The sequence below is a fragment of the Leptospira langatensis genome (assembly GCF_004770615.1).
GTDB lineage: Bacteria > Spirochaetota > Leptospiria > Leptospirales > Leptospiraceae > Leptospira_B > Leptospira_B langatensis.
This window is the reverse complement of the sequence record NZ_RQER01000007.1, coordinates 348,456-371,248: the sequence shown is the minus strand read 5'-3', so window position 1 is coordinate 371,248 and position 22,793 is coordinate 348,456. Positions and strand designations below refer to the sequence as shown.

The window sequence follows — 22,793 nt, the reverse complement described above, 5'->3', positions numbered from 1 at the left end:
GATTTCTTTCTGTCAAGGTCAAGACGAAGGGTCCCAGGACCGAAACTAATAAGGATGGATGCCTCTGCCGAATACTTCCCCACTGGTCCTAAGAAAACCAATTCTCCCAAAGTAGTGAACCTAGGATTCTATAGGATCAAAAAGACTCTTCGGGAAGAAGGCTTTGAAGTAGTGGAGAAGGCGGACGGCAGGATCACTCTCGTTCTTAGAGTGAAAGAATAGGTTCTGCAAAGAAGGCATTCCTTCACATAGATCGCTCTATATCTGAAAGAAGTCCTTTAGACTTTTTCGAGTTCCTTATAATTCCGGATCTTTTTCAATTCTCCGGCTATCCTTTCTCTTTCCATACGAACCTCATACTCATCTTGGATCCCCATCCAGAATCCCACGGAATTTCCGAAAAACTTAGAGAAGCGTAGTGCAGTGTCTGCGGAGATCCCTCTTTTTCCGCGGATAATCTCGCTGATACGAGTTGGATTTAGATTCGTCTCTTTGGCGAGTCGATACGCTGTAATCTCCATTGGCAATAGAAACTCTTCATTGAGGATCTCGCCTGGGTGAACGTTCGGGATTTTTTTCATATTGCCTCCTAATGATAATCCACAATTTCAACAAACGAAGCGATTCCCTCATCCCAAGTGAAGCAGATCCGCCATTGATTGTTGATCCGAATACTGTATTGACCCTTTCTGTCGCCGGAGAGTTTTTCCAAACGATTCGAAGGAGGTATTCTCAAATCTTCGAATGTATGGGACCTGTCCAACATTACCAGTTTCCGATACGCCATCGACTGGATCTGCGGAGGGAACTTGTAAGAGAACTGTTGGTACCAGATCTTTTCCGTTTCTTTGCATCTAAAGAATAAGATCATCTAAATATTCCTGCCTTACAATAGTATTGTCAAGCGATAATACTGGCTCGCTTGACTAATAATGTACGGGTAAGCGGAATTGTGATTCTCTCGTTATTTTTTAGCAATTTGTGAGTTGGAATTCGGAAATTTGATTCCGAGGTATCTGTAAGAAGAAGGAGAACCCGGAAATTACAGTGACTTGGTGGGAAGTTTCAACTTCCGCTTTCTTCTATCGTGGGAGGGTCTTCTGTGAATTCTTTAGGCTCTTGCTTTTTAGGGACCAAGCTTTCTTTACAGCTCTTTCGGAGTAGATCATCTATTCTACTCTTCTCCGGAGTGCGGGGAAGGATCCTCAAATAGATCCTATAATTGCGAACTGCTCCGGGACAATATCCCGCTTTTAAATAAAGACTTCCAAGTAATCTTCTTGCTCCCGGATGAGAAGGTTCATGCTCCACGATCCGAGTCGCGAGTCGGACTGCCTTGTCCGGATTCGTGTTCATATTCTTCTTGGATTCTTCCCAATTCTTTACGAGCTCGTCTTCGTAGAGTCGATAGAGTTCATCATTCCCCATCTCAAATACTTTGAAGACAATAGTATCTTGGGCTCCGCTCTTACAGAGTCCGTACCAAATATCTTCTTGGCTGTCCGTAAGCTTATTTCCTCGGATGCCTACGAGTTCGCTTCCGTCCAAGCAACCTGCCATTTTATATATGTCTCTCATCGCGGCGGGAGAAGCGGCGACTAGGACCCTGGATTGATTGGCGAAGCTTGCAATATCGTCTTCGGGCATGGCGTCTTCCGGGTTTACAATGTTTGGAAAATCGCTGAAGATCCTGAGCTTGATAGAAGATTCCAGGACCCAGTCCGGAAGATTTAAGGTCTTAACGAAATCGTCCTTGGGTTTCCAGAAAGAGCGTAGAGTTTCGCAGGATGGGAAGGTAGTTCCTACTGCTAAGAGCAGGAGGAATACGCAGAATTTGGTTCGGTGCGCTTCTTTTCCGGTTGCCACTCAGGGTAACTTGTGTTTTCTCGATATTAGAAGCAACAAGGAAACAGATGCCTCAAGAGTTGAAAGCCAAACTGGACGGAAAGGGACAAAAGCATTGCATTGTCGTTTCTCGTTTTAATGAATTCATAGTAGAAAGCCTTTTGAAAGGAGCCCTAGACGGTCTTTATGCGACCGGGGTAGAAGATAAGGATATTACCGTAATCCGTATTCCTGGAGCTTACGAACTTCCTGTTGTAGTATCTAAGGCAGCAGCCAGTAAAAAATTCAATTCTATCATTTGCTTAGGCGCAGTCATCCGAGGAGCCACCGCTCATTTTGATTTCGTGGCGGGAGAGTCCGCAAAAGTCGGTTCTATCGGAGTGCAATATTCCGTTCCCGTGATCTTCGGGGTCCTGACCACGGATACGATCGAACAAGCTATTGAAAGAGCCGGAACCAAGGCTGGGAATAAGGGATACGAATCCGCTTTGACCGCCGTTGAAATGGCGAACTTGCTTACTCTTCTCTAATCTATGTCTTCTTCTTCCAGAAGGAAGTCCCGTGAAATCGCCCTCATGGCATTATATCAGTTAGAGCTAGTGAATCCGGCTCTTTCCGAAGTCCTGAAGTTCCGTTGGTACGATAAAAAAATCGAAACGGAAGAGAGGGATTTCGCCATTTCCATTATAAATGGGGTTGTGAAAAACGCGGACGCAATCGATACTCTAATCAAGAAGTACTCGAGGAACTGGGATTTTTCCCGGATATCCCCGGTGAACAAATGTATTCTTCGTTTGTCCATCTACGGGTTATTGCACTCCAAGGAAATTCCTCCCAGGGTCACGATCGACGAAGCCGTTGAACTGACCAAGGAGTTCGAAAGTGAGAATTCAGTTCCGTTCATCAACGGGGTTCTAGATTCGATACTTCAGTACGAGACGAACCGACATGGAAAACCCGATCCGCAAGAACCGAATCTTCCTGGAGACGGAAGAACCTAAGCCTTCCTATTATTACGGAGACGAACCGGAAGAGTTTCGCTCTAAAAGAAATTATAATCCTATGGCCTATGTTTGGGGAGCTGTGATTGCGGCTCTTCTACTTCTTCTTGGCTTCGGTATCTGGTATTTCTATTCTAAGAACAAGAACACCGATCTTGCGGGAGAATATTCCGGCGGGAAGGTTCCCCTCATGCCTAAGGGAGATATCAGCCGTGAATTAGAAAGGCACTATCTTCCGAACGGCACGAATAACCCTCTTCTTACCAAATGTGTGAATTTGTTTAAGGAGAATTACACAAAGCAGGCATTCGATTATTGTTCCGAGTTTTTGACAGGCCCGGCGACGGACCAGGAGAAGTCGCTCGCGCTTACCGTTCTAGGCGTAATCTACGATCAGTCGGGAAGATTCCCTCAGGCGATAGACACTCTGCAGAAGGCGATCCTTCGGGACCCTAAGAACGTATATGCGTATTATAATCTGACTTTAGCTTATAAACATAACAATCAGTTCTCCGACGCTCGCAGTACTGCAATGAAGGCAAAAGAGATCGCTCCAGATGATCCCAAGATCTCTCTTATGGTCGGGAACCTATTCAATGAGATCAATGATCCCGACGCGGCAATTGACGCGTACAAGCAAGGTTTGACTTCCGCGCCGGACGATCCATATCTTACATACAATCTTGCCGTAAGTTACTTTAAGAAGGGTGAGATCCCTCAGGCGGAAGAGCAGTTCAAGTTAGTCGTTCTTCGCGCTCGAGGAGGAAAGCTTGCTGCTCTATCTAATTCCTACTTGGGGAATATCGCGTACAATCGAGGGGATTACGTTGCCTCTGAGCATTATTTCCGGGAAGCAGCGGTGCTTTCTCCGAATGACGCAAAGGCTCTCTATAATCTTTCTATCGTATTAAAGAAGAACGGTAAGATAGAAGAGTCCTTGAAATACTTGGAACTTGCGAAGCAGACAGGCGCGAACGATCCCGAATTGTTCAGATCCATTGCGGAAGGTTTCGAGCAGCTCAACCAAGGAGAGCAATCCATTGACGCTCTACAGAAGGGCCTAAAATACAATCCGAATAATTTGGACCTTCTGTTCCAACTTGCAGAAACATATTATAATCGAGGCGACCTTCTGGCAGCGGAAGAAACCTACAGAAGGATTGTAGACTCTACTCCTGGCGACAGTTTTACGGAGACTGCGTTATTGAATCTAGGTGTAGTCTTGGATCAGATGGAAAGATATGGAGAAGCGATCACATATCTGAACCGTGTATTGGATCTGAATCCTAAGAATGCAAAGGCATATTATAATCTTGGCTTGGTATACAAGCACACAGGCAACGGGACTCAGGCAATCGAGAATTTCCGAAAGGCATCCTATCTGGATCCGAGCGATCTCAAATCCAAGGAAGCCTTGGGAGATTATTATTTAGAGAATAAATTCTATCGAGAAGCGATCGAGGAATACACCATCCTGTTCAAACAAAAGAACGATTACTATAAGGTTGCTCTCAAGCTCGCAGAAGCCTATATGGGCAGTGGGGAATCTTCCAGCGCGGAAAAGATACTCTTGCAAGTAATGAATCAGTCCAGGAACACGGGAGAGATCAAGCAGGCTCATAAGAAGCTTGCACTTCTCTATAATAAGTCCAAGGATCCGGATCTGAAGAATAGGGCCAAGGACGAAGCGTATCGTTCGGCTCATATGGACCCAGAAGACTACGAGGGTAGATTGGTCCTCTCTAAGATCCTATTGGACTCGAATTCCGTTCTAGATCGCGAAAAGGCGATCGAAGAATTGACTGCAATCGTTCGTTCGGAAGTGAAGCCGAAGGTGGCTTCTACGGCGTATAATTATCTGGGAGTGGCCTTTTATAAGAACGGAGAGTTCAAAAAGGCGGTCCGCTCCTTCCAAAATGCAATAGACTTAGATCCCTCAAATACGGAAGCTTACGATAATAAACGTGCTGCTTCCGCCGCACTGGAGGATTCCTCCAAGAGGGACGGTCTTTTCTGAAAAGAAATCTATTCTTTTGCATTCTCTTACTCATCTCTTATATCTTTACCGGACAAATCTTAGCCGAAGAACCAAAAGACGTCTTTAAGGAAGCAGTTCTTTCTAAGGGTCGTTCCCAGGCTAGGAGCATTTCGGAGATCCGATCCAAGGCACGTTTGGATCTGGTAAAGGAGCTTCCCAAGATCGTTTCCGATCCGGAAGCGAGAGAAGATAGTATCTTTGCCGCATTAGCCTTATATTTCGAGTTAGACGATCTAGATAACTTAGCTCCTACCTGGGCTCCGGAATTGGATTCCACATTCAAGAATACTAAGAATGTGGAGATCCAAAGAAAGATCCTGGAACTCGCAGACAAGAGAAAGGAAAAGAGGCTCATCTACGCCGTGATCGCCGGACTCACTCATACCGACTTCGAGGTGAGGCAGTTCGCATACAGATATGTGCAAGCGATCAAAGACGATCGAGCCATGCCTCATGTTTTGGATCTCGCAATCTCCACGAATCCGGTATACAGAGAGTATTTCTTAGAGGCTTCTATATGGATCAAGGACGAGAGAGTCCAGAATCTCATCAATAAATTCTCAGGGGATGATAGTCCTGCGCTTCGTAGGAAATTCTTCCTTGTATTAAATAAAAATAATATTCCTGACAATCGCGGTCAGATCCAGAAAATGGCTGCCTCGGATCCGGACGAAGACGTTCGCATCCATGGTATGGAGATCCTGAAGAACAGAAAAAGTCGTCAGTACATTAGTATGTTCTATAAGGGGATCACGGAACCGAATCCCGATCTCAGAAAGGTGAGCACCGAAGCTCTCTTCTATTTGAGCGATAAGCAGGGCGCCAAATCCGTTTCCGAGCAATTGGCAAAAGAAACCGTTCCCGGCTTAAAGGCGAGACTGATCGATCTTCTTTTAGAGTTGGGAGCGCACGGAGGAGGCCAGGGGCTTTTGACTGTGCTGGATGGGGACAAGGATCCTGGACTTCGCTCTCGTGCTGCAGAAGCCATGGGAAAACTAGGATTCAATCCTGGAACGAGCGAACTCAAGCGCATTTTCGAAAAGGAAAAAGTGAACGAGGTCAAGCTTTCCGTTCTAAGAGCGTTGGGAGAATTGAAGGACAAGACTTCAGTCCCGGCTTTGATCTCTTATGCTAGCAATAATAAGAAGGAAAATCTATCTCTTCGTTTACAGGCTGTGGATACGGTCAGGGTGATCGGAGATCCGGAATGTCTTCCTGCATTGTTCGATGCATACGTATTCGAAAAGACGATCGAAGTGAAACTAGAAATGGAAAAGGCAATGAGAGAGATCCTAGTGATCAAGGTCTCCCATTGATATATGAGAGTCTTTTTACTCCTTCCTCTTTTTCTATTCTCATGCATTAGAATGGGTTATGCGCCAAACCAAGCATTCATCCGAACCGGGGTTTCTTGGGATAAGAAGCAAGGCACGCCGGAGCCATTTGAACTGCGACATGCCGCATTCGAAGTAAAGGCCTGGGAGATCCGCGGAGACAAACTCAAACAAGTCTTAGAGGATCCGAATAATAACAGCATTCCCGGAAAGGAAAACAAGAGCCTTCTCGATCCTGCCTTAGGCTGGAAACCTGGAGAAAAGCGGGTCTTCCTCATTCAGATCCGATCCAACTATTTGGAAAGGCCTATGGACAAAGTGGGAGAAATAGGCGTTCGCTTAGAACACTGCGATGCGAAAGATAAATTAGAATATCCTTATACGTACTATATATTCCCCACTCAGTTGGGAGAAGATAAGGACAGAGTCTCTAAATACAAACAAGAACATTCAAAGACTTCTTCTCCGTTGGTAAGCAGAGAGCAAAGTGCCTATGAAGAAGAGTCCAGGAATATCCTGGCTACGTTTAAGAATTCATGCTTTAAAGACGGGAAAAACACCCTCGAAGTGCAGATATTGGATCTGGAATTCTATACGTATCGTTTCTTTTTCGAATATTAGGATGAAAAGACCGGTTTTTCTTTGAATTAGCTTTAAACTAAGCTGGTTCCGATGCGAGTATGTAACCTGCCGAGGCCTGCCTCTTTGGATTATATATTAAAAATTGTTGATGGACTTTTTGTTATTCAACATTGGAAAGGCCTCTGCCAGAAATCCTTTTCGCGATCAAACGTATTTTTCTAAATATTCTTTTCCTTTCAAATGGCTCGGATAAAGGATCGGGAAATCGACTCCCGTGCGTTTGCGTCTTCTCCGATATGCTTTGCTAGATTCGGTATAGACCTCGTATTCGGATTCCACTCGGAAGAGAAGTTTTTCCCAAAACAGAAAATGATTATCTATAAAGTCTTGTCGGATATCCTTGGGTAAGGAGGTAAGTGGACATTTGTTCTTGAACTCATGCATAAACACTAGTCCTACCAAAACTCCTCTTGTATCCAAATACGGTTCCAGAGGAAAGGTTCGGCAACTGATAGAGCGGTTCTCTCTTTCGCAATGAGCCACTCCCTTGCATTCGCAAAATGTGATCTTTCTATGATCGTATTCCGCGAAATCCTTTTTCTCCTCCCTGGTCATAGGAACATATGCCTTCCAAAGATCGGTTCTTTTAGAGAGCATTTCGTATTCTGCTTTGTATAAGGCAGGAAGAGCGTTGTCCGATTGGCAACAAACCGGGATGCCTCCGTTAGAAGGAGCGCATAGGCTTCCGCAATTGTATTCCGTGATCTCTTCTTGTAAAAGAGAATAATAGTATTGTATCTCGTCTTCGGTAAGAGCCTTCGGATCGGCTTTAAGAGTCTTCTTCATTCAGTTCGGTTTCTCTTTTTTTTTCTCGGAAGTGTAGCGTTCTTTCCAAATAAGAGATCCGAAAAAGAAGATAGCCGACTCCCATGAAACTGGCGGAGACTAAGAGTCCCCATCTACGATAGAAAAGGTCTATGGATGCGGGGAGCCAACCGTTTTTCTGCAAGACCACAAAAACTAAGGAAGAGATCACTAACATCGAAAAGCAGGCAAGTATGAAATAGATGGTCGCTCTAAAGCTCCAGAGCTTGTCTTCTCTCTCATACTTCAACATTAAGAATTGTTTGTAGAGTCTTTCGTATTCCTTGGGCGTGGAGATCTTTTGGATCTCGAAATATTGCTCGAACTCGGCGGGAACTCCTTCCGGATCCGGAAGCACCAATTCATAGTCTAAGGAAGCATCGTAACGTTTGCGACGGGCCGGGTCGGAAAGATGATAATATGCCTCGGCTCCTTCTCTCAATTCTGAATCCTTCCATGGGACCCAAGAATGTTCTTTGATCCTTTCAATATAGAGTTTGAAAGCCTCTTCAACGGATTGTGAGGACGCATCTCTGGGCAAACCCAAGAGGCCGTAATAATCCGTCTTACGAGTGATCCCTGTAGCTGATCGATTCATCGTTTCCAAGCGAGAATTCCGATTATCTCCCGATGCTTGCGAAGAAGGAAACGTTTTTTTAGGCTTTCGAGCGGGTTGACAGGGCCTTTCCCCGTCGAAAACTCGTCTTATGAGCGTGCTTGCAATAGAGAAAAAAGCAGGAAGGGTCTATATTGAGACCTATGGCTGCCAGATGAACGAATACGATTCCGGGATCGTGTCCAGTTTGATGCAAGGCGCTCAGTTCGAGACGGTCACCGATCCAGAGAATTCGGATGTTATCTTCTTAAATACATGTGCGATCCGGGAGAATGCCCATGCAAAGATCTACGGCCGTCTCCAAAGTCTGGGCTATCTGAAAAAGAGAAATCCGGATCTAATCATTGGAGTGCTCGGCTGCATGGCACAGAATCTGGGTGAGGATCTTTTCCACCAAGAGTTGCCTTTGGACCTAGTGGTTGGTCCGGATAATTATAGGACGCTTCCTGAACTCATACAAAAGATCCGCACCGGAAAGCAACCTGTCTCCTTAACTCGTCTTTCTAAGATCGAAACCTACGACGAGATAGAGCCAAGGGTGATTAACGGCATCCAGGCCTTCGTAACCATCATGAGAGGTTGCAATAATTTCTGCACCTTCTGTGTGGTTCCTTATACGCGGGGAAGGGAAAGAAGCAGAGATCCTCAATCCATCGTTCGAGAGACTCAGGACCTGGTGGCCCAAGGGATCAAACAACTCACACTTCTCGGACAAAATGTGAACTCGTACCAAGCAGAAGGAACGGACTTTGCCGGTCTGGTCCGCATGCTGTTAGAAGAGACCGAGATCGAAAGGATCCGTTTTACTTCTCCTCATCCTAAGGATTTTCCTTTGCATCTTCTTGAGTTGATGGCGGAGAATCCTAGGTTCTGTCCGAATATCCATCTTCCACTTCAGTCAGGGAACACCAAGGTGCTCGCGGATATGAAGAGAAACTATTCCAACGAAGAGTTCTTGGAAGTAGTGGATCGGATCAAGAAGACTGTGCCTAACGTAGGATTGACCACAGATATTATCGTAGGCTTTCCGGGAGAGACCGACGAGGAATTCGAGGATACCTTGGACATGGTCCGCAAGGTAGGTTTCGATATGGCATTCATGTTCAAGTATTCGGAGAGAGAAGGTACGATCGCTCAGAAAAGATATCCGGACGATGTACCTGAAGAAGTGAAGGGAGAAAGACTCACCCGTCTCGTAGATCTACAAACTGCGATCTCTCTCGAACAAAACCTGTCCAAGATCGGAAAGACCTTCTCCGTGTTAGTAGAGAACATCTCCAAGAAATCCTCTAAGGAAGCAAGCGGTCGTACTACTTGCGGCAGAATGACCGTATTTCCCATTCCGGAAGGAAAGAATATCGAGTCCTTGATCGGGACCACACTTAACGTACAGATCAAGTCTGCAACCAGTGCCACTCTGAAAGGAGAGGTGGTCTGAGTGAAAAAGGTCTCCTCCCGATCGGGAGGAAGTTCTTCTCCTCGGAAAAAAACTTCCGCCACAGTCCATAAAGCGGACACCACCAACTTCGGCCTAGAGGCGGAAGGAAGGGTCGCTGAGGGAAAAGATCTACGTTCCGTTCGGGTTCACAGCGTAGAAGATCTTCCGCCCGGATTCTATGTTCATACGGACAGAGAACGCCTTTGGAGATTCATTCCTATCTTAGATCGTTATATTCTTTCGGAGATCGTGCCTCCTTTCCTAGTGGCGCTTCTATTCTTCACTACAGTGTATATGGCGATTGCCCTGCAAAAGATGGTGGGTCTGTTCGTGGGGAAGGGCGTAGATCCTTTTCGTCTGATCGATTATTTCGGTTATTTGCTAGGGAATATCCTTCCCACCACCATGCCGATGGCCTGCTTGATGAGTGGTCTCATGGCGGCGGGTCGTTTGTCCGGAGATTCGGAGATCACTGCGATCCGTTCCGCTGGTATAGGATTCTCCAGGATCTATGTGGTTTTCATTTCCTTCGGACTCTTCTTGGCCGGAGTGGTCTGCTATTTTTGCTTCTATCTTTCTCCCATCAATACCAGAAAGATGACCGAGTTCAACAAGTGGATCGTTGCGTACAATCCTCTTCTCGCTCTCACGCCTGGGCAGTTTGCGGGAGATAAGGTGCAGAATGCGGGCTCCGAAAAAGCGATCGCAATGTACACAGAAGGAGTGAACGCCAAGACCGGCGAACTCTCCGGGGTCCAGATCAGAGAATGGACCGTCTTCATTCCCCAGAACCAGGATCCACTCATGCTTTCCATTGGTGGCGCGAACCGTCAGATCCAATTGGGAGAATCCTATATCACTCAGATCATTTCCGCTCGTAAGGGAACGTTAGTCGAAAAAGTGACTTCTAACGGAGAATATGAGAAATCCATCCGATTGAAGGATGCTTGGATCCTGGAATGGGACCGAGTCAAACATGAGTTCTCCATCGGCGATCTGAGAAAAGGGGAGATGGACTATAATATTCCTAAGTCGGATCATAAGAAGAGCCTGGAAATAGATGTGGATCCGGCGTCCTTCACCTTGCCTGCGCTTATCCAGATCCGGGATAATATTGAAAAAGGAAAGTTAGAGGAAATTCCCGGCCTGGAAATCCTCAAGGAAATGGGAGTCTCCACGGAAGGAGAAGGGAATCTCAAACAAAGATTATTAAAATTGCAGTTGGATTTGGCAGTAGCACTCGCAGATCCAAAGCTTTCCGACGCGGAAAAGACCCAACGGGTCACAGTCGTTATGCAGTTATCCACTCTATTGAACGAGGCAAAAAAAAGACTCTCTCAATTCAATGTGGAGATCCAGAGGCGATTTGCCATTCCGGTGTCCTGTGTTATCTTTTCTTTAGTCTCCTTGCCTTTAGGATTGGTCGTAAAGCGATCCGGTAAGGGAATGAGCTTCACAATGGCCGTTGTACTGATCATCCTATACTGGGCACTTTTTACTTTCGGGTCCAATGTCTCCGATAGTTCCAAGGTTCCGGTGTGGTTGGGTCCTTGGCTGGGAAATATCGCGATCGCCGCAGTGAGTTCAGTCGTTATGTTAAAGCGCACGGATATGCGTTTCCCTCCGGGGGTGGTAAATTTCTTTCAGATCCTGGCAAAGTTTTTCTCCCCAGTCCGGGCCTTCTTCTCTCGGATCCTTCTCCCTTTTTCCCCCCTAAAAACGAAATTGACAGAGGGAATCAAAAAATTATCCTTATGGAGAAATCGAACGAATAAGAACTAATTTCCGTCCAGGAATAGGGTTTTTAGTTTTCGACGCATTTCTTTTCGCGTCGAGTAAGGGGGAAGTCGGCTTTGAAAACCGCGAATATTTGGCATATAACTTCTGGAGCTGAATTCCCCGTTCATATTTGGAAACACCCTCGCATCAATATTGAATTACGCAAGGTTCAGTTGAAGGATTATAAATCCATAGAACTGGATCCGCAAGACATCAACGTATTTTATATCAATACTCATCTGAAAGAATGGTCCGAGATCAAAGATGATTTCCTGAAGAGATTCGAACTGCATCCTTTCGTGGCTCTTACCATCATCGCTTCTCCCGACGCCGAAGAAATCTATAATAAACTTTCTCCTAAGGGCAAGACCGAGGTCCTCGAAAACCCGGTCCAAGCCAGGACTCTCCGGATCATTCTGGACAGGGTCATCCAAACTGAGTTCTTCAAGATGGTGGCAAACGAGATTGGGAATAGCTGTCTTGCGAATGTTGGCTTTTTCGAAGGAGTCTTCCAACTTGCGAATAAGGAATACAAGGATGCGCAGAAGGCGAACGCTGCGTTACATGCCATTCTTGAATTCGAAGCCAAGATCAAGAAGAATAACGAAGACATCAATAAGGCGATCGATCGCGTCAACGAGCTCAAGAACCAAGAATTGCTCACTCTACATGAGCGCCTGAAAGTTTCTGAGATCATAGACAATCTCAAGACAATGGAATTGAAGCATGCTCTCGAACTTAGAAAGGCTACCGAGAGAGCCTTGGAATATTCCAGCATTGAAGAGATTGAAATGAAGAATATCCTGGAGGCTCAAACCAAACTCTTTGAATACACCGAACAGGAAATCAAGGAATTGGTCGAAGAGAATAGGAGACTTCGTAAAGAGTTGGGCTTGCCGGAAGGCACCTAATCTCTGCAAAACGAATTCTAACTGACTTCGTTCTTGCGATCCATATTTACATCTTAGTTAAAGCCTGACTCTTTTACTGAAGTCTCTCTTAAAATGGGGACTTTGATCATTCCTTCGCTAAGAGTTCTAATACCTTTTTGAATTCGTAGGAATTCCTACCATAGGCTTTTTCAGCATACAGGATCCCATGCTTCTTCTTTCTGGCCAGGTAATATTCCATTCCTTCGGGGCTCTTGGATCTTTTTGCGCCTAAGTATAATCTTTCATAGCAATGAGTAAGAATTCGATGAGGTTCCGCTTCGTCGTTGAACTTCGGATCGAGAGAGATGTACTTCTCCAGAAACTCCGCGGACTGATTGAAGTTTTGGAGAGCGTACTGGTGCTTTATGAATTCTCTATATACTCCGGCTCTCAGGTCTAAAAAAGATTCGGATTTTTTAATTTTAGGATTTGCGATCTTTTCTAGGTTTTTGATCGCGAGTGCTAGTAGACGGATCGATTCCAGTCTGGCCTTATTGATCTCTCTGGAAAAAGCTCTTTCAGAATTTTCTAATCTTGTCTTTCTCTGCCATTCGAATCTTTCGGACTCAAGGGTTTTGGATTCTTCCTTTTCTCGTTTCTGTTTCACACTGTCTGAGACATGTTTGAAACTGTCCATTGCCTTGGAGAGATAATCTTCCGTTTGTTGGAGGGATTGCTTGGAATTGTCCTCCGAAAAATCCCCTAAAAGATCCAAGTCCTTGAACTCCAAAGGAGTATCGCTCCATGGACCTTCCTTTGCAGATTCAGGGATCAATACTTCCAGACGTTTGGGTCTGTCATGAGGATCTTCCTGAGAGAATAAGGAATCGGAGAAGAAGGACAAGAACAGTACGAAGAAGAAAATTCCTCTATATAGAGCGAAGGACCCTTTGGGTTTCATCAACACTAGATTGTGAAAAGGCCCTTCCTAGAGAAACCATAAAAATGGTTTCAGAAAGAGAGGCCTCCAAGGAATTTGATGTAGGAGCAGATCATGCAGAGTATCGAAGTCCCAAAAACGAAGCGTATCGTTTTAATCGCTCACGACAATAAGAAAGAGGATTTAGTGGAATGGGTGCAATTGCATAAGGAGACTCTTTCCAAACATCATCTCTACGGAACGGGAACCACGGGCAAGATCGTACACGAAAGGACGGATCTACCGATCCACAGATTCCTTTCCGGACCCTTAGGAGGGGACCAGCAGATCGGTGGAAAGATCGTGGATGGAGAGATAGACGTTCTGATCTTCTTCTGGGATCCTCTAACTGCTCAACCGCATGATCCGGACGTGAAAGCGCTTCTTAGAATCGCCGTTCTATATGATATTCCGATCGCGAACAATCGTAGGTCTGCGGATTATCTCATCTCTTCCGATCTTTTGAATACTTCTTACAGAAGGACCCGCATCGATTACAGTACGGGACTTCCGATTTATTAAGATCCTCATTGCCCTTCCGTGAATGCCGCTCTGTACGCTTCCGGAGGGCAGGTTAGATAGGTGCAAGAATACGCGTTAGCCGAAACTTTGGCCCAGATCCCTAATTTGGTCAGATTAGAGCAAGAGATCTTGTAGGAATTGGATTTTCCTCCTCCGGAAGGAATGCCCGCACAGGAAAATACCGGAATATTCTGGTAGCAGGAACAACTTCCCTGGAAGGCTTGCGTATTGCTGCAATACACGCAATCCGATCGTACGTTCCCATCCGTAGCCATAGAAAGAAGGGATTGTTGCTCGTAGGCCTTCTTCTCCTTCTCCGTGAGAGGATCAGTGCCGCAGCTCCAAAAGGAAACCGCTAAAAGAAAGAATATTATGAATTTAAAATACATTTCGGTTACCTCAGTTTGAGATCAAGGTGAACGGGATCGTCATCTTGAAAGTGATATTCATGCCGGGATTCAAAGCATAATCCTTGTATCTGCTTAGGTTGCTTACATAAGCCTTATCGAAAACGTTCAGCACTGCCACATCAAACGTGGCGGAATCATTCCCGTTCGTGAGACCGGGTATTTCTCCTCCGAAGCCAAGATCGTACAGATTATAACCGTGAGTGGGAGTTTCCAATTTATCCACCTTGTATTGGGCCTGCACGAATGTCCCATTCACGGAAAAATAAGGATTATTGATCCAGAATAACTTGTTGCGAGTGAATCGAAGTCCGAGTCGTCCTCTATTCGGGGTCATTCTCGGAAGATACTTGTTCTTCTGATCCGTATAGATAGAAGAGATGTCCGTTCCTCCCGGATTCAGGAACGCTTCCGGAGGAATATTCTTTTGGATGGTGGCTCTAAGTATATCGATCCCTCCAGTTACGATCAACCAAGAAGAAGCCTGGGCCTGGAAACTGAACTCTCCACCTTGCAGAGTTGCAGCGTCTTGTCTGTATCTGTAAACGGGCAGACCGGAATCCGGATCGAAGGAACCTGCGCTTACGGAGTAAATATAATTGTCTATCTTATTCCTGAATACGCTTAGCTCCGCCTGGAATCGATCATTAGCAAAACGTAAAGAGGCATCGTAATTGAGAGAAGTCTCTGGCCTAAGGCCTGCCTTCCCGATCTCGAATCTTCCGCTTCCTTCATGCACGCCATCTGCGAATAATTCGAAAGGAGTGGGTGCGCGAAATCCTTTCCCTGCGTTCAAGGCCAAGGAGAAGTCTTTCGCAAATCTCCAAACGGATCCCAAGGTCCCCGTGCTTGCCGAAAAGTTCCTGGTTTGCTGAGCGGTGCCTAGATCGGAGTTCGCTTTTACATCCATACTTCTCTTATCCGAACGCGCACCTGCGGAGAAGGAGAAGTCCCCAATCTTCCATTCTTCAAAAAGAAAGAAGCCTATATTGTTTAAGCTATAGCCCGGGATTAATGGCTCCGTACCTATCGTATTACTTTTCTGTTGCATACCGGAAACACCAAGAGTTCCCTTTAAGCCCTTCCATTCCTTGTGATGAACTTTCGCATCGGCGGTGGTAGTATCTAAACTTAAGTTCAGTCCTTGCTTATAATCGTACTTCGTTACCTGATATACGGAAGCAAGTTTCGTATATGTGTCCACAGTTGGGTCGAGTAGAGTATCCTTGATCGGCAAGAGTTTGTTCTTATCTTCTATTTCTCTGCGATTATTCCTTTGGTAGGCCGCATCCAATTCCACATTCACTAAGGGAAGAATAAAGAACGCGTGAGCGTGTGTCTTTTGGTGTAGTACCGTTTGGTAGGCAGTAGATCCTGGAGATTCGTTCGGATTATCATAAAGGTCTTGTTCTTGGTATCTTTGAAAGGAATCCACATAGAAATTTCCCCAAGAACCGTCCGTTCCGATGGATGCATTTACGTTACGCTCTTTGAAGCCTGTATTCGGCAATCTTCCGTTCGGAGTAGTGATCCTTCCCGCCTTTCTAGTGTCCGTCTCAACTCTGTACCCTATATTAGAATCCTTATTATAACCAAAGAGAGAGATCGCTCCCGCATCCTGTTTATTATTGGAGAAGCTGTTCGAGGAGATGGTCCCACCGAGTGCGGGAGCTCCGTCCTTTGCGGTAGGAGCCTTGGTGCGGATCACATTGATCACACCTCCTAAAGCATCCGAACCATAAAGAACCGAGGCCGGACCTCGTACAATCTCCATTTTATCCACGTTAAACGTATCCAGGTCAACGGTGTGATCGTCTCCGAACTGTTGTTCTTCTTGTCGGACCCCGTCTGTCATGACCAAAACTCTTTGGCCTGTCAAACCCCGGATCACTGGCTTTGCGGTCCCGGCGCCGGTAGTCATGGTGGACGTTCCCGGAGTATTCTCCAAGGCAGACATGATATTCTGCCCTTTCTGTCTTTCTAATTGTCTACCTTCCAAAACAGTTGTGGGTTGAGGAGTGGAAAGGAAATCGGAAGCAGCGGACTTGGCGGTAATATTGATTGCATTCCCTTCTAAGAGAGAAGGTTTTAAAATGAAATCTAGATTTCTATCTCCGTCCTTGAGTTCCAATCTTTCCGTCTTAGGTTGGAAATTCGGCGCAGTCGCTACGACTGTATACGGTCCGGGCGTTAGGTGTTGGAACTCGAAGCTTCCATCGCTTCCTGCTCTTGCAGTGAACTTATTCTCTACGATGAACAACCTTGCTCCAGGTATGGGTTTTCCTTCTCCGTCCTTGACACTTCCTTTTAGATTCACATCCAAGGAGAAGATCTCGGAAAAGGGGAGAAAGGTGAAAAAGACTGCCGTCAGTATATTAAATTTATTGAATGATAATTTCATTTTTTCCTTTCGAGAAAACGTTTTGCGAATTTCAAGACCCTATACAAAATAGAAAGGATCTTGCCTCAGATCGATAGAGAATCGAAATGAGAGGGCAATATTCTGGACCGGAGGATGCAGACTCTCAGTCAGCTCCGGATCCGGAATTGGTTTTTCTTAGGAAAGGGACGGAGGTCCACGCTGGGAATGGATCGATAACTTAGGATCTTCTATATAATAAAAGCTGAATATAATGACTTCTGTTTGTCCTGGCTCGGGAGAAGATTCCCTGATCGGCGCAGGATTTAGATCCGAAGATAGATGAGCATGAGCACAGACGAAACAGCTCCCTGAGATCTGGGAAATATGTTTGGAGAAGATCCCTTTTTCGGAATATTCTTTCGAAGAGTGAGTGTGCCCGCTTGCGAGTAAGATTGCCCCTAAGAAAACGGAAAGAGCGAGTATAGAAAGACCGAGGCCTCTTCTTCTCTTTTGCTTGTTCTTGCTTTCTGAGAGCATTTTGTCAATAATGAGAAATCGTTATTAATAAGGCAAGAAAAAAACACAAGAGTTCCCACAGAGAAGTTCGAGCATAAATCTGATTGTGAAATTGCTCGTTTTGTGAAAAGGAGGAAACTCCGCCGCTCCGCTCCGGCCCCCACCCAAAGAGGGCGGGGCCTCCACAGATCAGTTCGTCGTCGGCGCGGGCTCCGCCTTCTTCCAATAAGCCTTATTCCCAACCGCTATATTGCGAAGAAGAGAATCCGTATTCTTAGGCGTGACCTTGGCAGTATAAAGATCTGACTCGGTTACGGTCCCTTCCCCGATCAGATTAGCGGAGTTAAAGAAATACACAGTGGTGCCCTTGGAGAGTCCGTCCACAATACCCGCATTCACGATCACCGAATCTGCTTTGACTCGATGAACTTTTCCACTGGAAGGGATCAGAGAGATGAGCTTGTCTCTGGTACGAAGAGCGGCTTCTGCAAGAGCGTCCCTTCCTTTAGCATAGATCCTAAATTTGCCGAGTATCTTCTCTTCTTTATGATCTCTTAAGCTCCATTCCATACGAAGAGTGTCGCCTTTGAAACTAATCTTGCCGCTTGCTACAAAACGAATATTCTCTCCTCTCGGATTCTTGATAGAAGAGTAATTTTTCTCTGTCTTGTATATGGCACCAGAGTATGGCTCTATGTCGAAGGTATCAGTCTTGCGATTCGAATCTAGATCGGTGTTGCGGATCCTCGGATCTATACTCAAGAAATGGCGGATGATCTTGCCGACTAGCGCAGGTGTATCGCTATGCTTTGCGAGGAATTCTTCGTCTTCCGGATCGAATACCAATAACTCCGGCGGGGTTCTTCCGTAATCCTCTTGGATCCCGAATTCTCCTATCTTGACTAGACCTTCTCTATAGCTGAGAGTGGTCTTAAATCCTTCCAGATTGTTCTCAACCGAGTATCCGTATTTTTTATTGTCCGGGAATTTATCTCTAAGCTGCAGAAGAAGATTGAAGTAGTTCGGGAACATTCCTCTTCTCTTATATTCCTCTAGAGTAAGCACCAGGATCTCAGGTCGGTTCGGCAGCAATTCCTTGGCGCGGATCAGATGATACCAAGCAAGATCGTATAGAAAACTGTTTCGATTCGATCTGAATCTTTGCAGTCTGTATTCTCCTAAAATTCTGCGAAGAGAGTTTCCTTCGGGAAGATTCTCTATAGAATATAGCTCGGCTCTATTCCTTGCGATGGGATCTATATCATCGAGAGAAATGAGTTTTTCCAGATCTGCTCTTGCTTCCCTGGATGCAGGGTCCCTTCTCAATCTGGAATAGGATCTTAAGTAAAGGTATTCGGTGGAAGTGGGGAAGAGCACAAGCAATCTGTTCAGATATTCTTCAGCTTCGGAATAGCGACCGAAGTATATTCTGGTTTTTGCAAGTAGTTTGAGGGATTCCTCTTCGTTCGGATGTAAGGAAACGGATCTTTCAAATTTCTCCGCCGCCTCGGCAATTTTGGAGTCTCTTTTGGATCCTTGCGATTTCTCGGCCCAGAGCAATAGAAATTTTCCGGACTCCAAAAAGATCCCTGGATCGTCGGAGGATTCCGATTCCAGTTGGTTCCGAAGTGCGGCTGCCTTGGAGAAGTTTCCGTCGAAGGCGGCGACCTTCGCTTCTAACATTCGAATTTCCTTATTCTTGGGAATGCGCGAAAATGCCGAATGGAATTCGTAGCTTGCCTTTTGGGTCTTTCCGGAAGCGAGTTGGACCTCTATATAGATCGGAAAAAGATCTGCATCGTACTTATCTTCTTCTAAGAAAGGCTTTAGGATATTGAATGCTTCTTCGTATCTTCCTAATTTTGCAAGAGTAGACGCTTTTTCTCGGACTGCTTTTTTGTTTTTAGGCTCGAGTTCTAAGACCTTGTCCAAGGATTGGAGTGCTTCTTTCTCCTTATGCAATTTTAAGGCAGCTTCCGAGAGCCCCATTCTAGAGCGAACAGAAAGGGGGTTTAGATTCACTGCTTCCCGGAAGGAATCATATGCCAAAGGATAGTTTCGGTTCGAGAGGGCTGCTTCCCCGTCCTTGATCCAATCTATGGTCTGCTTAGAAAGTAAGGAAGAAGAGAATACGATGCAGACGAGTAGGAACGCCGCTTTGATCGGACATTTCTTTTGAAAGTTTGGAAGAAGGGATCGGATCATGGAGTGAAGAACCCGGTCTCGGCCTTTCCATTAGAATTTCTGAATATTGATTCTACTACGACAGGGACGTATGTGTCTCCGCCTTCGGAGTTGATCCTGCTCTTGAAGGATAAAAGATATCTCCTGTCCTTCTTGGAATCGATCCAGGATCTCAGATTCTTCTCCGTTCCGCCTGCAGGAATGGTCAGGAATTTCCCTCCCGTTTTCTCTGCGATCTCCTTGTAAACGGAGACGGATTCCCCGTTTTCTCCCAGGCATAGGAAGTAGATGGGGATATCATGTGCTACAGCAAAGCGAATGATCTTTGTGGGAGAAAATTGAGTGAATGCCGCTTTAGAATCCTTGCCGGAAACGATCGCAATGATTGCTCTTGGACCTAGGCTATCTAATAGATCCGTTATTCCTTTTTGCAGGGATTTTCCGATCTGGGAATCTTCTTCCGGAACAAAGGAACGGATCGCCTTCAGAATATCGTACATGCTTTTCCCGAAAGGATAAGCTGTTTGAGTGTCCCTTCCCGAACGAAGCAATTGGATCTTATCGTCTGTACGGATCTCGGACAGGAAAGGTTTCAACGCTTTCTCTACCGTGGGATACGAGTCCGAAACTAAATTGGAATTCTCCGCTACGATGGAAACTGTGATCCTATTATTGAACTTCTTCATATCGGTGAGCCCGATCAGAGGAGCAAGATTGTCCATCTCATAGATACGAAATGAATTGCGAGGGATTGCTTTGACAGGAATTCCATGTCTGTCCTTTGCATGAACAACTAAGGAAATATCCGGATAATCGGAACTGATCACCCTTTCAACGATCAGGTCCAAGTTGGAAGACAATTGTCCTTTGGGAGCGAAGGCTTCGATCCTATGACGATTGAAGTCCGCAACGAACATGGATCCAGTATAATCGAATGCAACAGAGAAGGATTGATCGAAATTGCGGACCGTATTTTTGGAATCCCTAAAATTCTCGAAGGCAGCCCAAGTCTTAGCGACGGAATCGTAAGCAAAAAGACCGGCGTTCTCATCCGCGACGTAGATCTTATTCTCTCGGATGGCAAGATTGCGAGGTTTCTTGAAGGAAGAATTCGTAATTTCTTTTAAATAGTTCCCTTCGCTATCGAAGACTACAAGTCTATGATTGCCTCGATCCGCAACATAGATCTCTCCTCTTTGATTCACTTTGATGCCTGCAGGTTGTTTTAGAACCCCAACTCCTATGACCTGCATGAGTTCTCCTTCTCTGGAGAATTTTTGGATCCGATTATTCCCCATGTCGGAAACGTATAAGAAGCCTTCTTTAGTAAAATAGAGGCCCGCCGGTCCGTGGAACTGCCCCGGTTCTTTTCCTGTAGAACCGAATCTGTTTATAAAGGAACCTCGGGTATCGAATTCATACACCTTATCCCCAGCATAGTCCGCAATGAAGATGGACTTGCCTCTAATGGAAATTCCCACCGGGCCTTCCATATTCCGCCCGATACCGCCTTTGAAATTTTCCACGGGAAAACCATTTGCGTCGAACTTAACCACGTTTGCAGTATCGAAGCTCACTACATAGAGATAGCCTTCCTCATCTACGGCAAGATCGGCAGGATTACGGAATCTAAAACGACGAAGGTCGTCTCCCAGAATCGATTTATAATATTCTAATGCTTCTTTTCTATTTCCGCCGCCTAAGCGATATCTCAGCGCATCTAAACGGCTCTTGCGGATCAAATTCAGTTTATTAGAAGATTCTAATTGTTCCAGTTCGGTAAGGCTTTCTTGCCAATCACCGCTTAGATAATAGGTCTCGGAAAGAAAGAACTTAGGATGAACGAAATCGGGTTTTATGGAAAGGGATCTGAGGAAATTCTCCCTAGCTGCGGCGAATTCCCCCTTATTATAATAGGCGAGTCCACGTTTGAAAAAGGTCCTGGCCTCTCTTTCTTTCAGGCCGAAGTTGGGAAGGGGTTCAGAGAATGCGGACTGGGAGAGGATCCCTAAAAGTAGAAGACTAAGAAAGAGTTTTGTTCGCGTACGTCTCCCCATTCTAAGCCTCTGGGTCGATTGAATTGGTTTAGAGACATAATTTCAACCCATTTTTGGGGGAGCTCTAGAGGAGTTCCCACAGGAAAGTTCGGGAATAAATTCGCTTGTTCAATTGCTTGTTTTGTGAAAATGGAGGAAGGTACCACCGCACCGGCCCCCACCCAAAGAGGGTGGGGCTAACCCAGCCTGCGTTTTACAGAGAATCTTTCTTTCAGAGGGGAAGTTTGAGAGCCGGTCCCCGGGGACAGCCAGGCCCGTTTCCAATTCGAATGCCATTCGGACCATTCGTTGCGCACGGATTGGTTGTGTTGGAGTTCTTCTTCCACTTCTCGGACCAGGCGATCTAAAAGGATCACATAGTTCCTGAATCGCAGGGCGAGATCGGTTTGTGGAGAGAATTCCTGCATGGTTTGAATATCGGCCAGTGGTTGGGTAAGACGGCAATTTTTTGCTCAATTTTAGAATTATCCGGCGAGCACTGCCACATGAGCCTCAACACTGTCTGCGAGAGCGTCCAGATCATAACCGCCTTCTAAAAAGGAAATGAGCTTGGAGTCCGTTTGTTTGCAGGCCGATAGCGCCAGACGAGTGAACTCCGCAAATGCGTTCGTGCTCAGATTCATTCCTGCAAGAGGATCTCGTTTATGAGCGTCGAAACCGGCGGAGATCAAAAGATAGTCGGGAGAAAATTCCAAAATAGAAGGCAGTACATTCTCCTGAAAATAATGTAGATATTCCTTATCGCCGGAGCCCATAGGAAGGGGAATGTTCATCGTATAACCTTCTCCTTTTCCACGACCTGTTTCGGAATAAGAACCGGTGCCGGGATAGTAAGGATATTGATGTAAAGAAGTGAAGAAGACCCGGTCTGAATCGTAAAAGATCTCCTGGGTCCCATTGCCATGATGCACGTCCCAATCCAATATATAGATTCTCTGAGCGCCTTGGCCTAAGAGATAATGAGCTGTGATCGCAATATTGTTCAGCAAACAAAAACCCATTGCCTTACCTGTCTCCGCGTGATGTCCTGGAGGACGGACTAGCGCGATCCCGGAATCCAACTCTCCGTGTATCAATTTTTTTGCAAGTTCCACTCCGCTTCCCGCTGCGAGTAAGGCAGCATCGAAACTGGATTCGGAAAAGGGAGTATCTCCGTCAAATCCTCCTCTCTTTCCTTGGATGCTTAGGAATTTTTCCAGATGTCTTCTGCTATGAGCGGGCTCAATGAGTTCGGTGGGAAGGGGACTCGGTTTGATCCAATGCAGATCCTTGAAGTAAGAGGTCTGATTCAATCGATTTAAGATGGATTCCAATCTTTGCGGGGATTCCGGATGAAAGGAACCGGTATCATGCAAAAGAAAGGTATCGTCATAAGCGTAACCAAGCTTCATTTTCCA

General features: G+C 45.7%; 23 protein-coding genes. 10 read left to right on the top strand and 13 right to left on the bottom strand.

Annotated features, from left to right (window positions below):
* Nucleotides 1-54 precede the first annotated feature (54 nt).
* On the top strand, nucleotides 55-222 hold the full coding sequence (locus tag EHO57_RS18820; RefSeq protein ID WP_167882284.1) for a hypothetical protein: 168 nt from the start codon (nucleotides 55-57) through the stop codon (nucleotides 220-222).
* 56 nt (nucleotides 223-278) lie between these two features.
* Here the strand turns inward: EHO57_RS18820 and EHO57_RS13405 are convergent, their stop codons facing one another.
* The 3 genes from EHO57_RS13405 to EHO57_RS13395 all read right to left on the bottom strand — a co-directional run bounded on the left by EHO57_RS13405 (nucleotide 279) and on the right by EHO57_RS13395 (nucleotide 1,866).
* Nucleotides 279-581, bottom strand: a complete 303-nt coding sequence (locus EHO57_RS13405) for a HigA family addiction module antitoxin (protein ID WP_135645592.1) — start codon at nucleotides 579-581, stop codon at nucleotides 279-281.
* 8 nt (nucleotides 582-589) lie between these two features.
* Nucleotides 590-871 (bottom strand): type II toxin-antitoxin system RelE/ParE family toxin, encoded by a 282-nt coding sequence (locus EHO57_RS13400; RefSeq protein ID WP_135645594.1) that lies wholly within the window; start codon nucleotides 869-871, stop codon nucleotides 590-592.
* 194 nt (nucleotides 872-1,065) lie between these two features.
* Complete coding sequence (locus EHO57_RS13395; protein WP_135645596.1) at nucleotides 1,066-1,866, bottom strand: tetratricopeptide repeat protein; 801 nt, start codon at nucleotides 1,864-1,866, stop codon at nucleotides 1,066-1,068.
* A 47-nt stretch (nucleotides 1,867-1,913) separates the two neighbouring features.
* Here EHO57_RS13395 and ribH point away from each other — a divergent pair, with 47 nt between their 5' ends.
* Genes ribH through EHO57_RS13370 form a run of 5 tightly spaced genes read left to right on the top strand, consistent with a single transcriptional unit; the run spans nucleotide 1,914 to nucleotide 6,839 of the window.
* A complete protein-coding gene (gene ribH, locus EHO57_RS13390; RefSeq protein ID WP_135645598.1) occupies nucleotides 1,914-2,375 on the top strand; it encodes a 6,7-dimethyl-8-ribityllumazine synthase in 462 nt (153 codons plus the stop codon).
* Nucleotides 2,376-2,378: 3 nt separating this feature from the next.
* On the top strand, nucleotides 2,379-2,846 hold the full coding sequence (nusB, locus tag EHO57_RS13385) for a transcription antitermination factor NusB (protein ID WP_135645600.1): 468 nt from the start codon (nucleotides 2,379-2,381) through the stop codon (nucleotides 2,844-2,846).
* Nucleotides 2,794-4,863, top strand: a complete 2,070-nt coding sequence (locus tag EHO57_RS13380) for a tetratricopeptide repeat protein (protein WP_135645602.1) — start codon at nucleotides 2,794-2,796, stop codon at nucleotides 4,861-4,863. Before nusB ends, EHO57_RS13380 begins: the two co-directional genes overlap by 53 nt.
* Nucleotides 4,864-4,883: 20 nt before the next feature.
* Nucleotides 4,884-6,200 carry a HEAT repeat domain-containing protein gene (locus EHO57_RS13375; protein ID WP_210410039.1) on the top strand — a complete coding sequence of 439 codons (1,317 nt, stop codon included), beginning with the start codon at nucleotides 4,884-4,886 and terminating at the stop codon, nucleotides 6,198-6,200.
* A gap of 3 nt (nucleotides 6,201-6,203) precedes the next feature.
* Nucleotides 6,204-6,839, top strand: a complete 636-nt coding sequence (locus EHO57_RS13370; protein ID WP_135645606.1) for a hypothetical protein — start codon at nucleotides 6,204-6,206, stop codon at nucleotides 6,837-6,839.
* Nucleotides 6,840-7,004: 165 nt separating this feature from the next.
* Here EHO57_RS13370 and EHO57_RS13365 read toward each other — a convergent pair whose 3' ends face one another.
* Together EHO57_RS13365 and EHO57_RS13360 are read right to left on the bottom strand one after the other, a co-directional pair.
* Nucleotides 7,005-7,646 (bottom strand): hypothetical protein, encoded by a 642-nt coding sequence (locus tag EHO57_RS13365; RefSeq protein ID WP_135645608.1) that lies wholly within the window; start codon nucleotides 7,644-7,646, stop codon nucleotides 7,005-7,007.
* Nucleotides 7,630-8,262, bottom strand: coding sequence for a molecular chaperone DnaJ (locus EHO57_RS13360; RefSeq protein ID WP_135645610.1), 633 nt, complete (start codon nucleotides 8,260-8,262; stop codon nucleotides 7,630-7,632). The genes EHO57_RS13365 and EHO57_RS13360 overlap by 17 nt, the downstream gene beginning before the upstream one ends.
* Before the next feature lie 109 nt (nucleotides 8,263-8,371).
* Between EHO57_RS13360 and miaB the strand changes: the two genes are divergently transcribed.
* The 3 genes from miaB to EHO57_RS13345 all read left to right on the top strand — a co-directional run bounded on the left by miaB (nucleotide 8,372) and on the right by EHO57_RS13345 (nucleotide 12,408).
* The gene (gene miaB / locus EHO57_RS13355) at nucleotides 8,372-9,718 is read left to right on the top strand and encodes a tRNA (N6-isopentenyl adenosine(37)-C2)-methylthiotransferase MiaB (RefSeq protein WP_135645611.1); all 1,347 of its coding nucleotides are present in this window, start codon (nucleotides 8,372-8,374) and stop codon (nucleotides 9,716-9,718) included.
* Nucleotides 9,719-11,500: an LptF/LptG family permease gene (locus EHO57_RS13350; protein ID WP_135645612.1), complete on the top strand. Its 1,782-nt coding sequence runs from the start codon at nucleotides 9,719-9,721 to the stop codon at nucleotides 11,498-11,500.
* Nucleotides 11,501-11,571: 71 nt separating this feature from the next.
* Nucleotides 11,572-12,408, top strand: coding sequence for a hypothetical protein (locus EHO57_RS13345; RefSeq protein WP_135645613.1), 837 nt, complete (start codon nucleotides 11,572-11,574; stop codon nucleotides 12,406-12,408).
* A gap of 106 nt (nucleotides 12,409-12,514) precedes the next feature.
* Here the strand turns inward: EHO57_RS13345 and EHO57_RS13340 are convergent, their stop codons facing one another.
* Entirely contained in the window at nucleotides 12,515-13,330 is an 816-nt protein-coding gene (locus EHO57_RS13340; RefSeq protein WP_246050689.1) for an FcpA-related putative periplasmic flagellar protein, read from the bottom strand.
* Between the two features lie 93 nt (nucleotides 13,331-13,423).
* Between EHO57_RS13340 and EHO57_RS13335 the strand changes: the two genes are divergently transcribed.
* Entirely contained in the window at nucleotides 13,424-13,870 is a 447-nt protein-coding gene (locus EHO57_RS13335) for a methylglyoxal synthase (protein WP_135645614.1), read from the top strand.
* 5 nt (nucleotides 13,871-13,875) lie between these two features.
* Here EHO57_RS13335 and EHO57_RS13330 read toward each other — a convergent pair whose 3' ends face one another.
* From EHO57_RS13330 to EHO57_RS13300, 7 genes are all read right to left on the bottom strand, one after another.
* Nucleotides 13,876-14,259 carry a hypothetical protein gene (locus EHO57_RS13330; RefSeq protein ID WP_135645615.1) on the bottom strand — a complete coding sequence of 128 codons (384 nt, stop codon included), beginning with the start codon at nucleotides 14,257-14,259 and terminating at the stop codon, nucleotides 13,876-13,878.
* Nucleotides 14,260-14,269: 10 nt separating this feature from the next.
* Entirely contained in the window at nucleotides 14,270-16,678 is a 2,409-nt protein-coding gene (locus tag EHO57_RS13325; RefSeq protein WP_135645616.1) for a TonB-dependent receptor, read from the bottom strand.
* 156 nt (nucleotides 16,679-16,834) lie between these two features.
* Nucleotides 16,835-17,176: a hypothetical protein gene (locus EHO57_RS13320; RefSeq protein WP_135645617.1), complete on the bottom strand. Its 342-nt coding sequence runs from the start codon at nucleotides 17,174-17,176 to the stop codon at nucleotides 16,835-16,837.
* A gap of 168 nt (nucleotides 17,177-17,344) precedes the next feature.
* The gene (locus EHO57_RS13315) at nucleotides 17,345-19,360 is read right to left on the bottom strand and encodes a tetratricopeptide repeat protein (RefSeq protein ID WP_135645618.1); all 2,016 of its coding nucleotides are present in this window, start codon (nucleotides 19,358-19,360) and stop codon (nucleotides 17,345-17,347) included.
* Nucleotides 19,357-21,396 (bottom strand): 6-bladed beta-propeller, encoded by a 2,040-nt coding sequence (locus EHO57_RS13310; protein WP_135645619.1) that lies wholly within the window; start codon nucleotides 21,394-21,396, stop codon nucleotides 19,357-19,359. The genes EHO57_RS13315 and EHO57_RS13310 overlap by 4 nt, the downstream gene beginning before the upstream one ends.
* Nucleotides 21,397-21,572: 176 nt before the next feature.
* Nucleotides 21,573-21,803 (bottom strand): hypothetical protein, encoded by a 231-nt coding sequence (locus EHO57_RS13305; RefSeq protein WP_135645620.1) that lies wholly within the window; start codon nucleotides 21,801-21,803, stop codon nucleotides 21,573-21,575.
* Between the two features lie 57 nt (nucleotides 21,804-21,860).
* Nucleotides 21,861-22,787: a histone deacetylase family protein gene (locus EHO57_RS13300; protein WP_135645621.1), complete on the bottom strand. Its 927-nt coding sequence runs from the start codon at nucleotides 22,785-22,787 to the stop codon at nucleotides 21,861-21,863.
* Nucleotides 22,788-22,793: the final 6 nt, after the last annotated feature.

Coding starts and splice junctions, on each gene's coding strand:
- EHO57_RS18820 (WP_167882284.1), top strand. CDS start 55: ATGGATGCCTCTGCCGAATACTTCCCCACTGGTCCTAAGAAAACCAAT.
- EHO57_RS13405 (WP_135645592.1), bottom strand. CDS start 581: ATGAAAAAAATCCCGAACGTTCACCCAGGCGAGATCCTCAATGAAGAG.
- EHO57_RS13400 (WP_135645594.1), bottom strand. CDS start 871: ATGATCTTATTCTTTAGATGCAAAGAAACGGAAAAGATCTGGTACCAA.
- ribH (WP_135645598.1), top strand. CDS start 1,914: ATGCCTCAAGAGTTGAAAGCCAAACTGGACGGAAAGGGACAAAAGCAT.
- nusB (WP_135645600.1), top strand. CDS start 2,379: ATGTCTTCTTCTTCCAGAAGGAAGTCCCGTGAAATCGCCCTCATGGCA.
- EHO57_RS13380 (WP_135645602.1), top strand. CDS start 2,794: ATGGAAAACCCGATCCGCAAGAACCGAATCTTCCTGGAGACGGAAGAA.
- EHO57_RS13370 (WP_135645606.1), top strand. CDS start 6,204: ATGAGAGTCTTTTTACTCCTTCCTCTTTTTCTATTCTCATGCATTAGA.
- EHO57_RS13365 (WP_135645608.1), bottom strand. CDS start 7,646: ATGAAGAAGACTCTTAAAGCCGATCCGAAGGCTCTTACCGAAGACGAG.
- EHO57_RS13360 (WP_135645610.1), bottom strand. CDS start 8,262: ATGAATCGATCAGCTACAGGGATCACTCGTAAGACGGATTATTACGGC.
- miaB (WP_135645611.1), top strand. CDS start 8,372: ATGAGCGTGCTTGCAATAGAGAAAAAAGCAGGAAGGGTCTATATTGAG.
- EHO57_RS13340 (WP_246050689.1), bottom strand. CDS start 13,330: ATGAAACCCAAAGGGTCCTTCGCTCTATATAGAGGAATTTTCTTCTTC.
- EHO57_RS13335 (WP_135645614.1), top strand. CDS start 13,424: ATGCAGAGTATCGAAGTCCCAAAAACGAAGCGTATCGTTTTAATCGCT.
- EHO57_RS13330 (WP_135645615.1), bottom strand. CDS start 14,259: ATGTATTTTAAATTCATAATATTCTTTCTTTTAGCGGTTTCCTTTTGG.
- EHO57_RS13325 (WP_135645616.1), bottom strand. CDS start 16,678: ATGAAATTATCATTCAATAAATTTAATATACTGACGGCAGTCTTTTTC.
- EHO57_RS13320 (WP_135645617.1), bottom strand. CDS start 17,176: ATGCTCTCAGAAAGCAAGAACAAGCAAAAGAGAAGAAGAGGCCTCGGT.
- EHO57_RS13315 (WP_135645618.1), bottom strand. CDS start 19,360: ATGATCCGATCCCTTCTTCCAAACTTTCAAAAGAAATGTCCGATCAAA.
- EHO57_RS13310 (WP_135645619.1), bottom strand. CDS start 21,396: ATGGGGAGACGTACGCGAACAAAACTCTTTCTTAGTCTTCTACTTTTA.
- EHO57_RS13305 (WP_135645620.1), bottom strand. CDS start 21,803: ATGCAGGAATTCTCTCCACAAACCGATCTCGCCCTGCGATTCAGGAAC.
- EHO57_RS13300 (WP_135645621.1), bottom strand. CDS start 22,787: ATGAAGCTTGGTTACGCTTATGACGATACCTTTCTTTTGCATGATACC.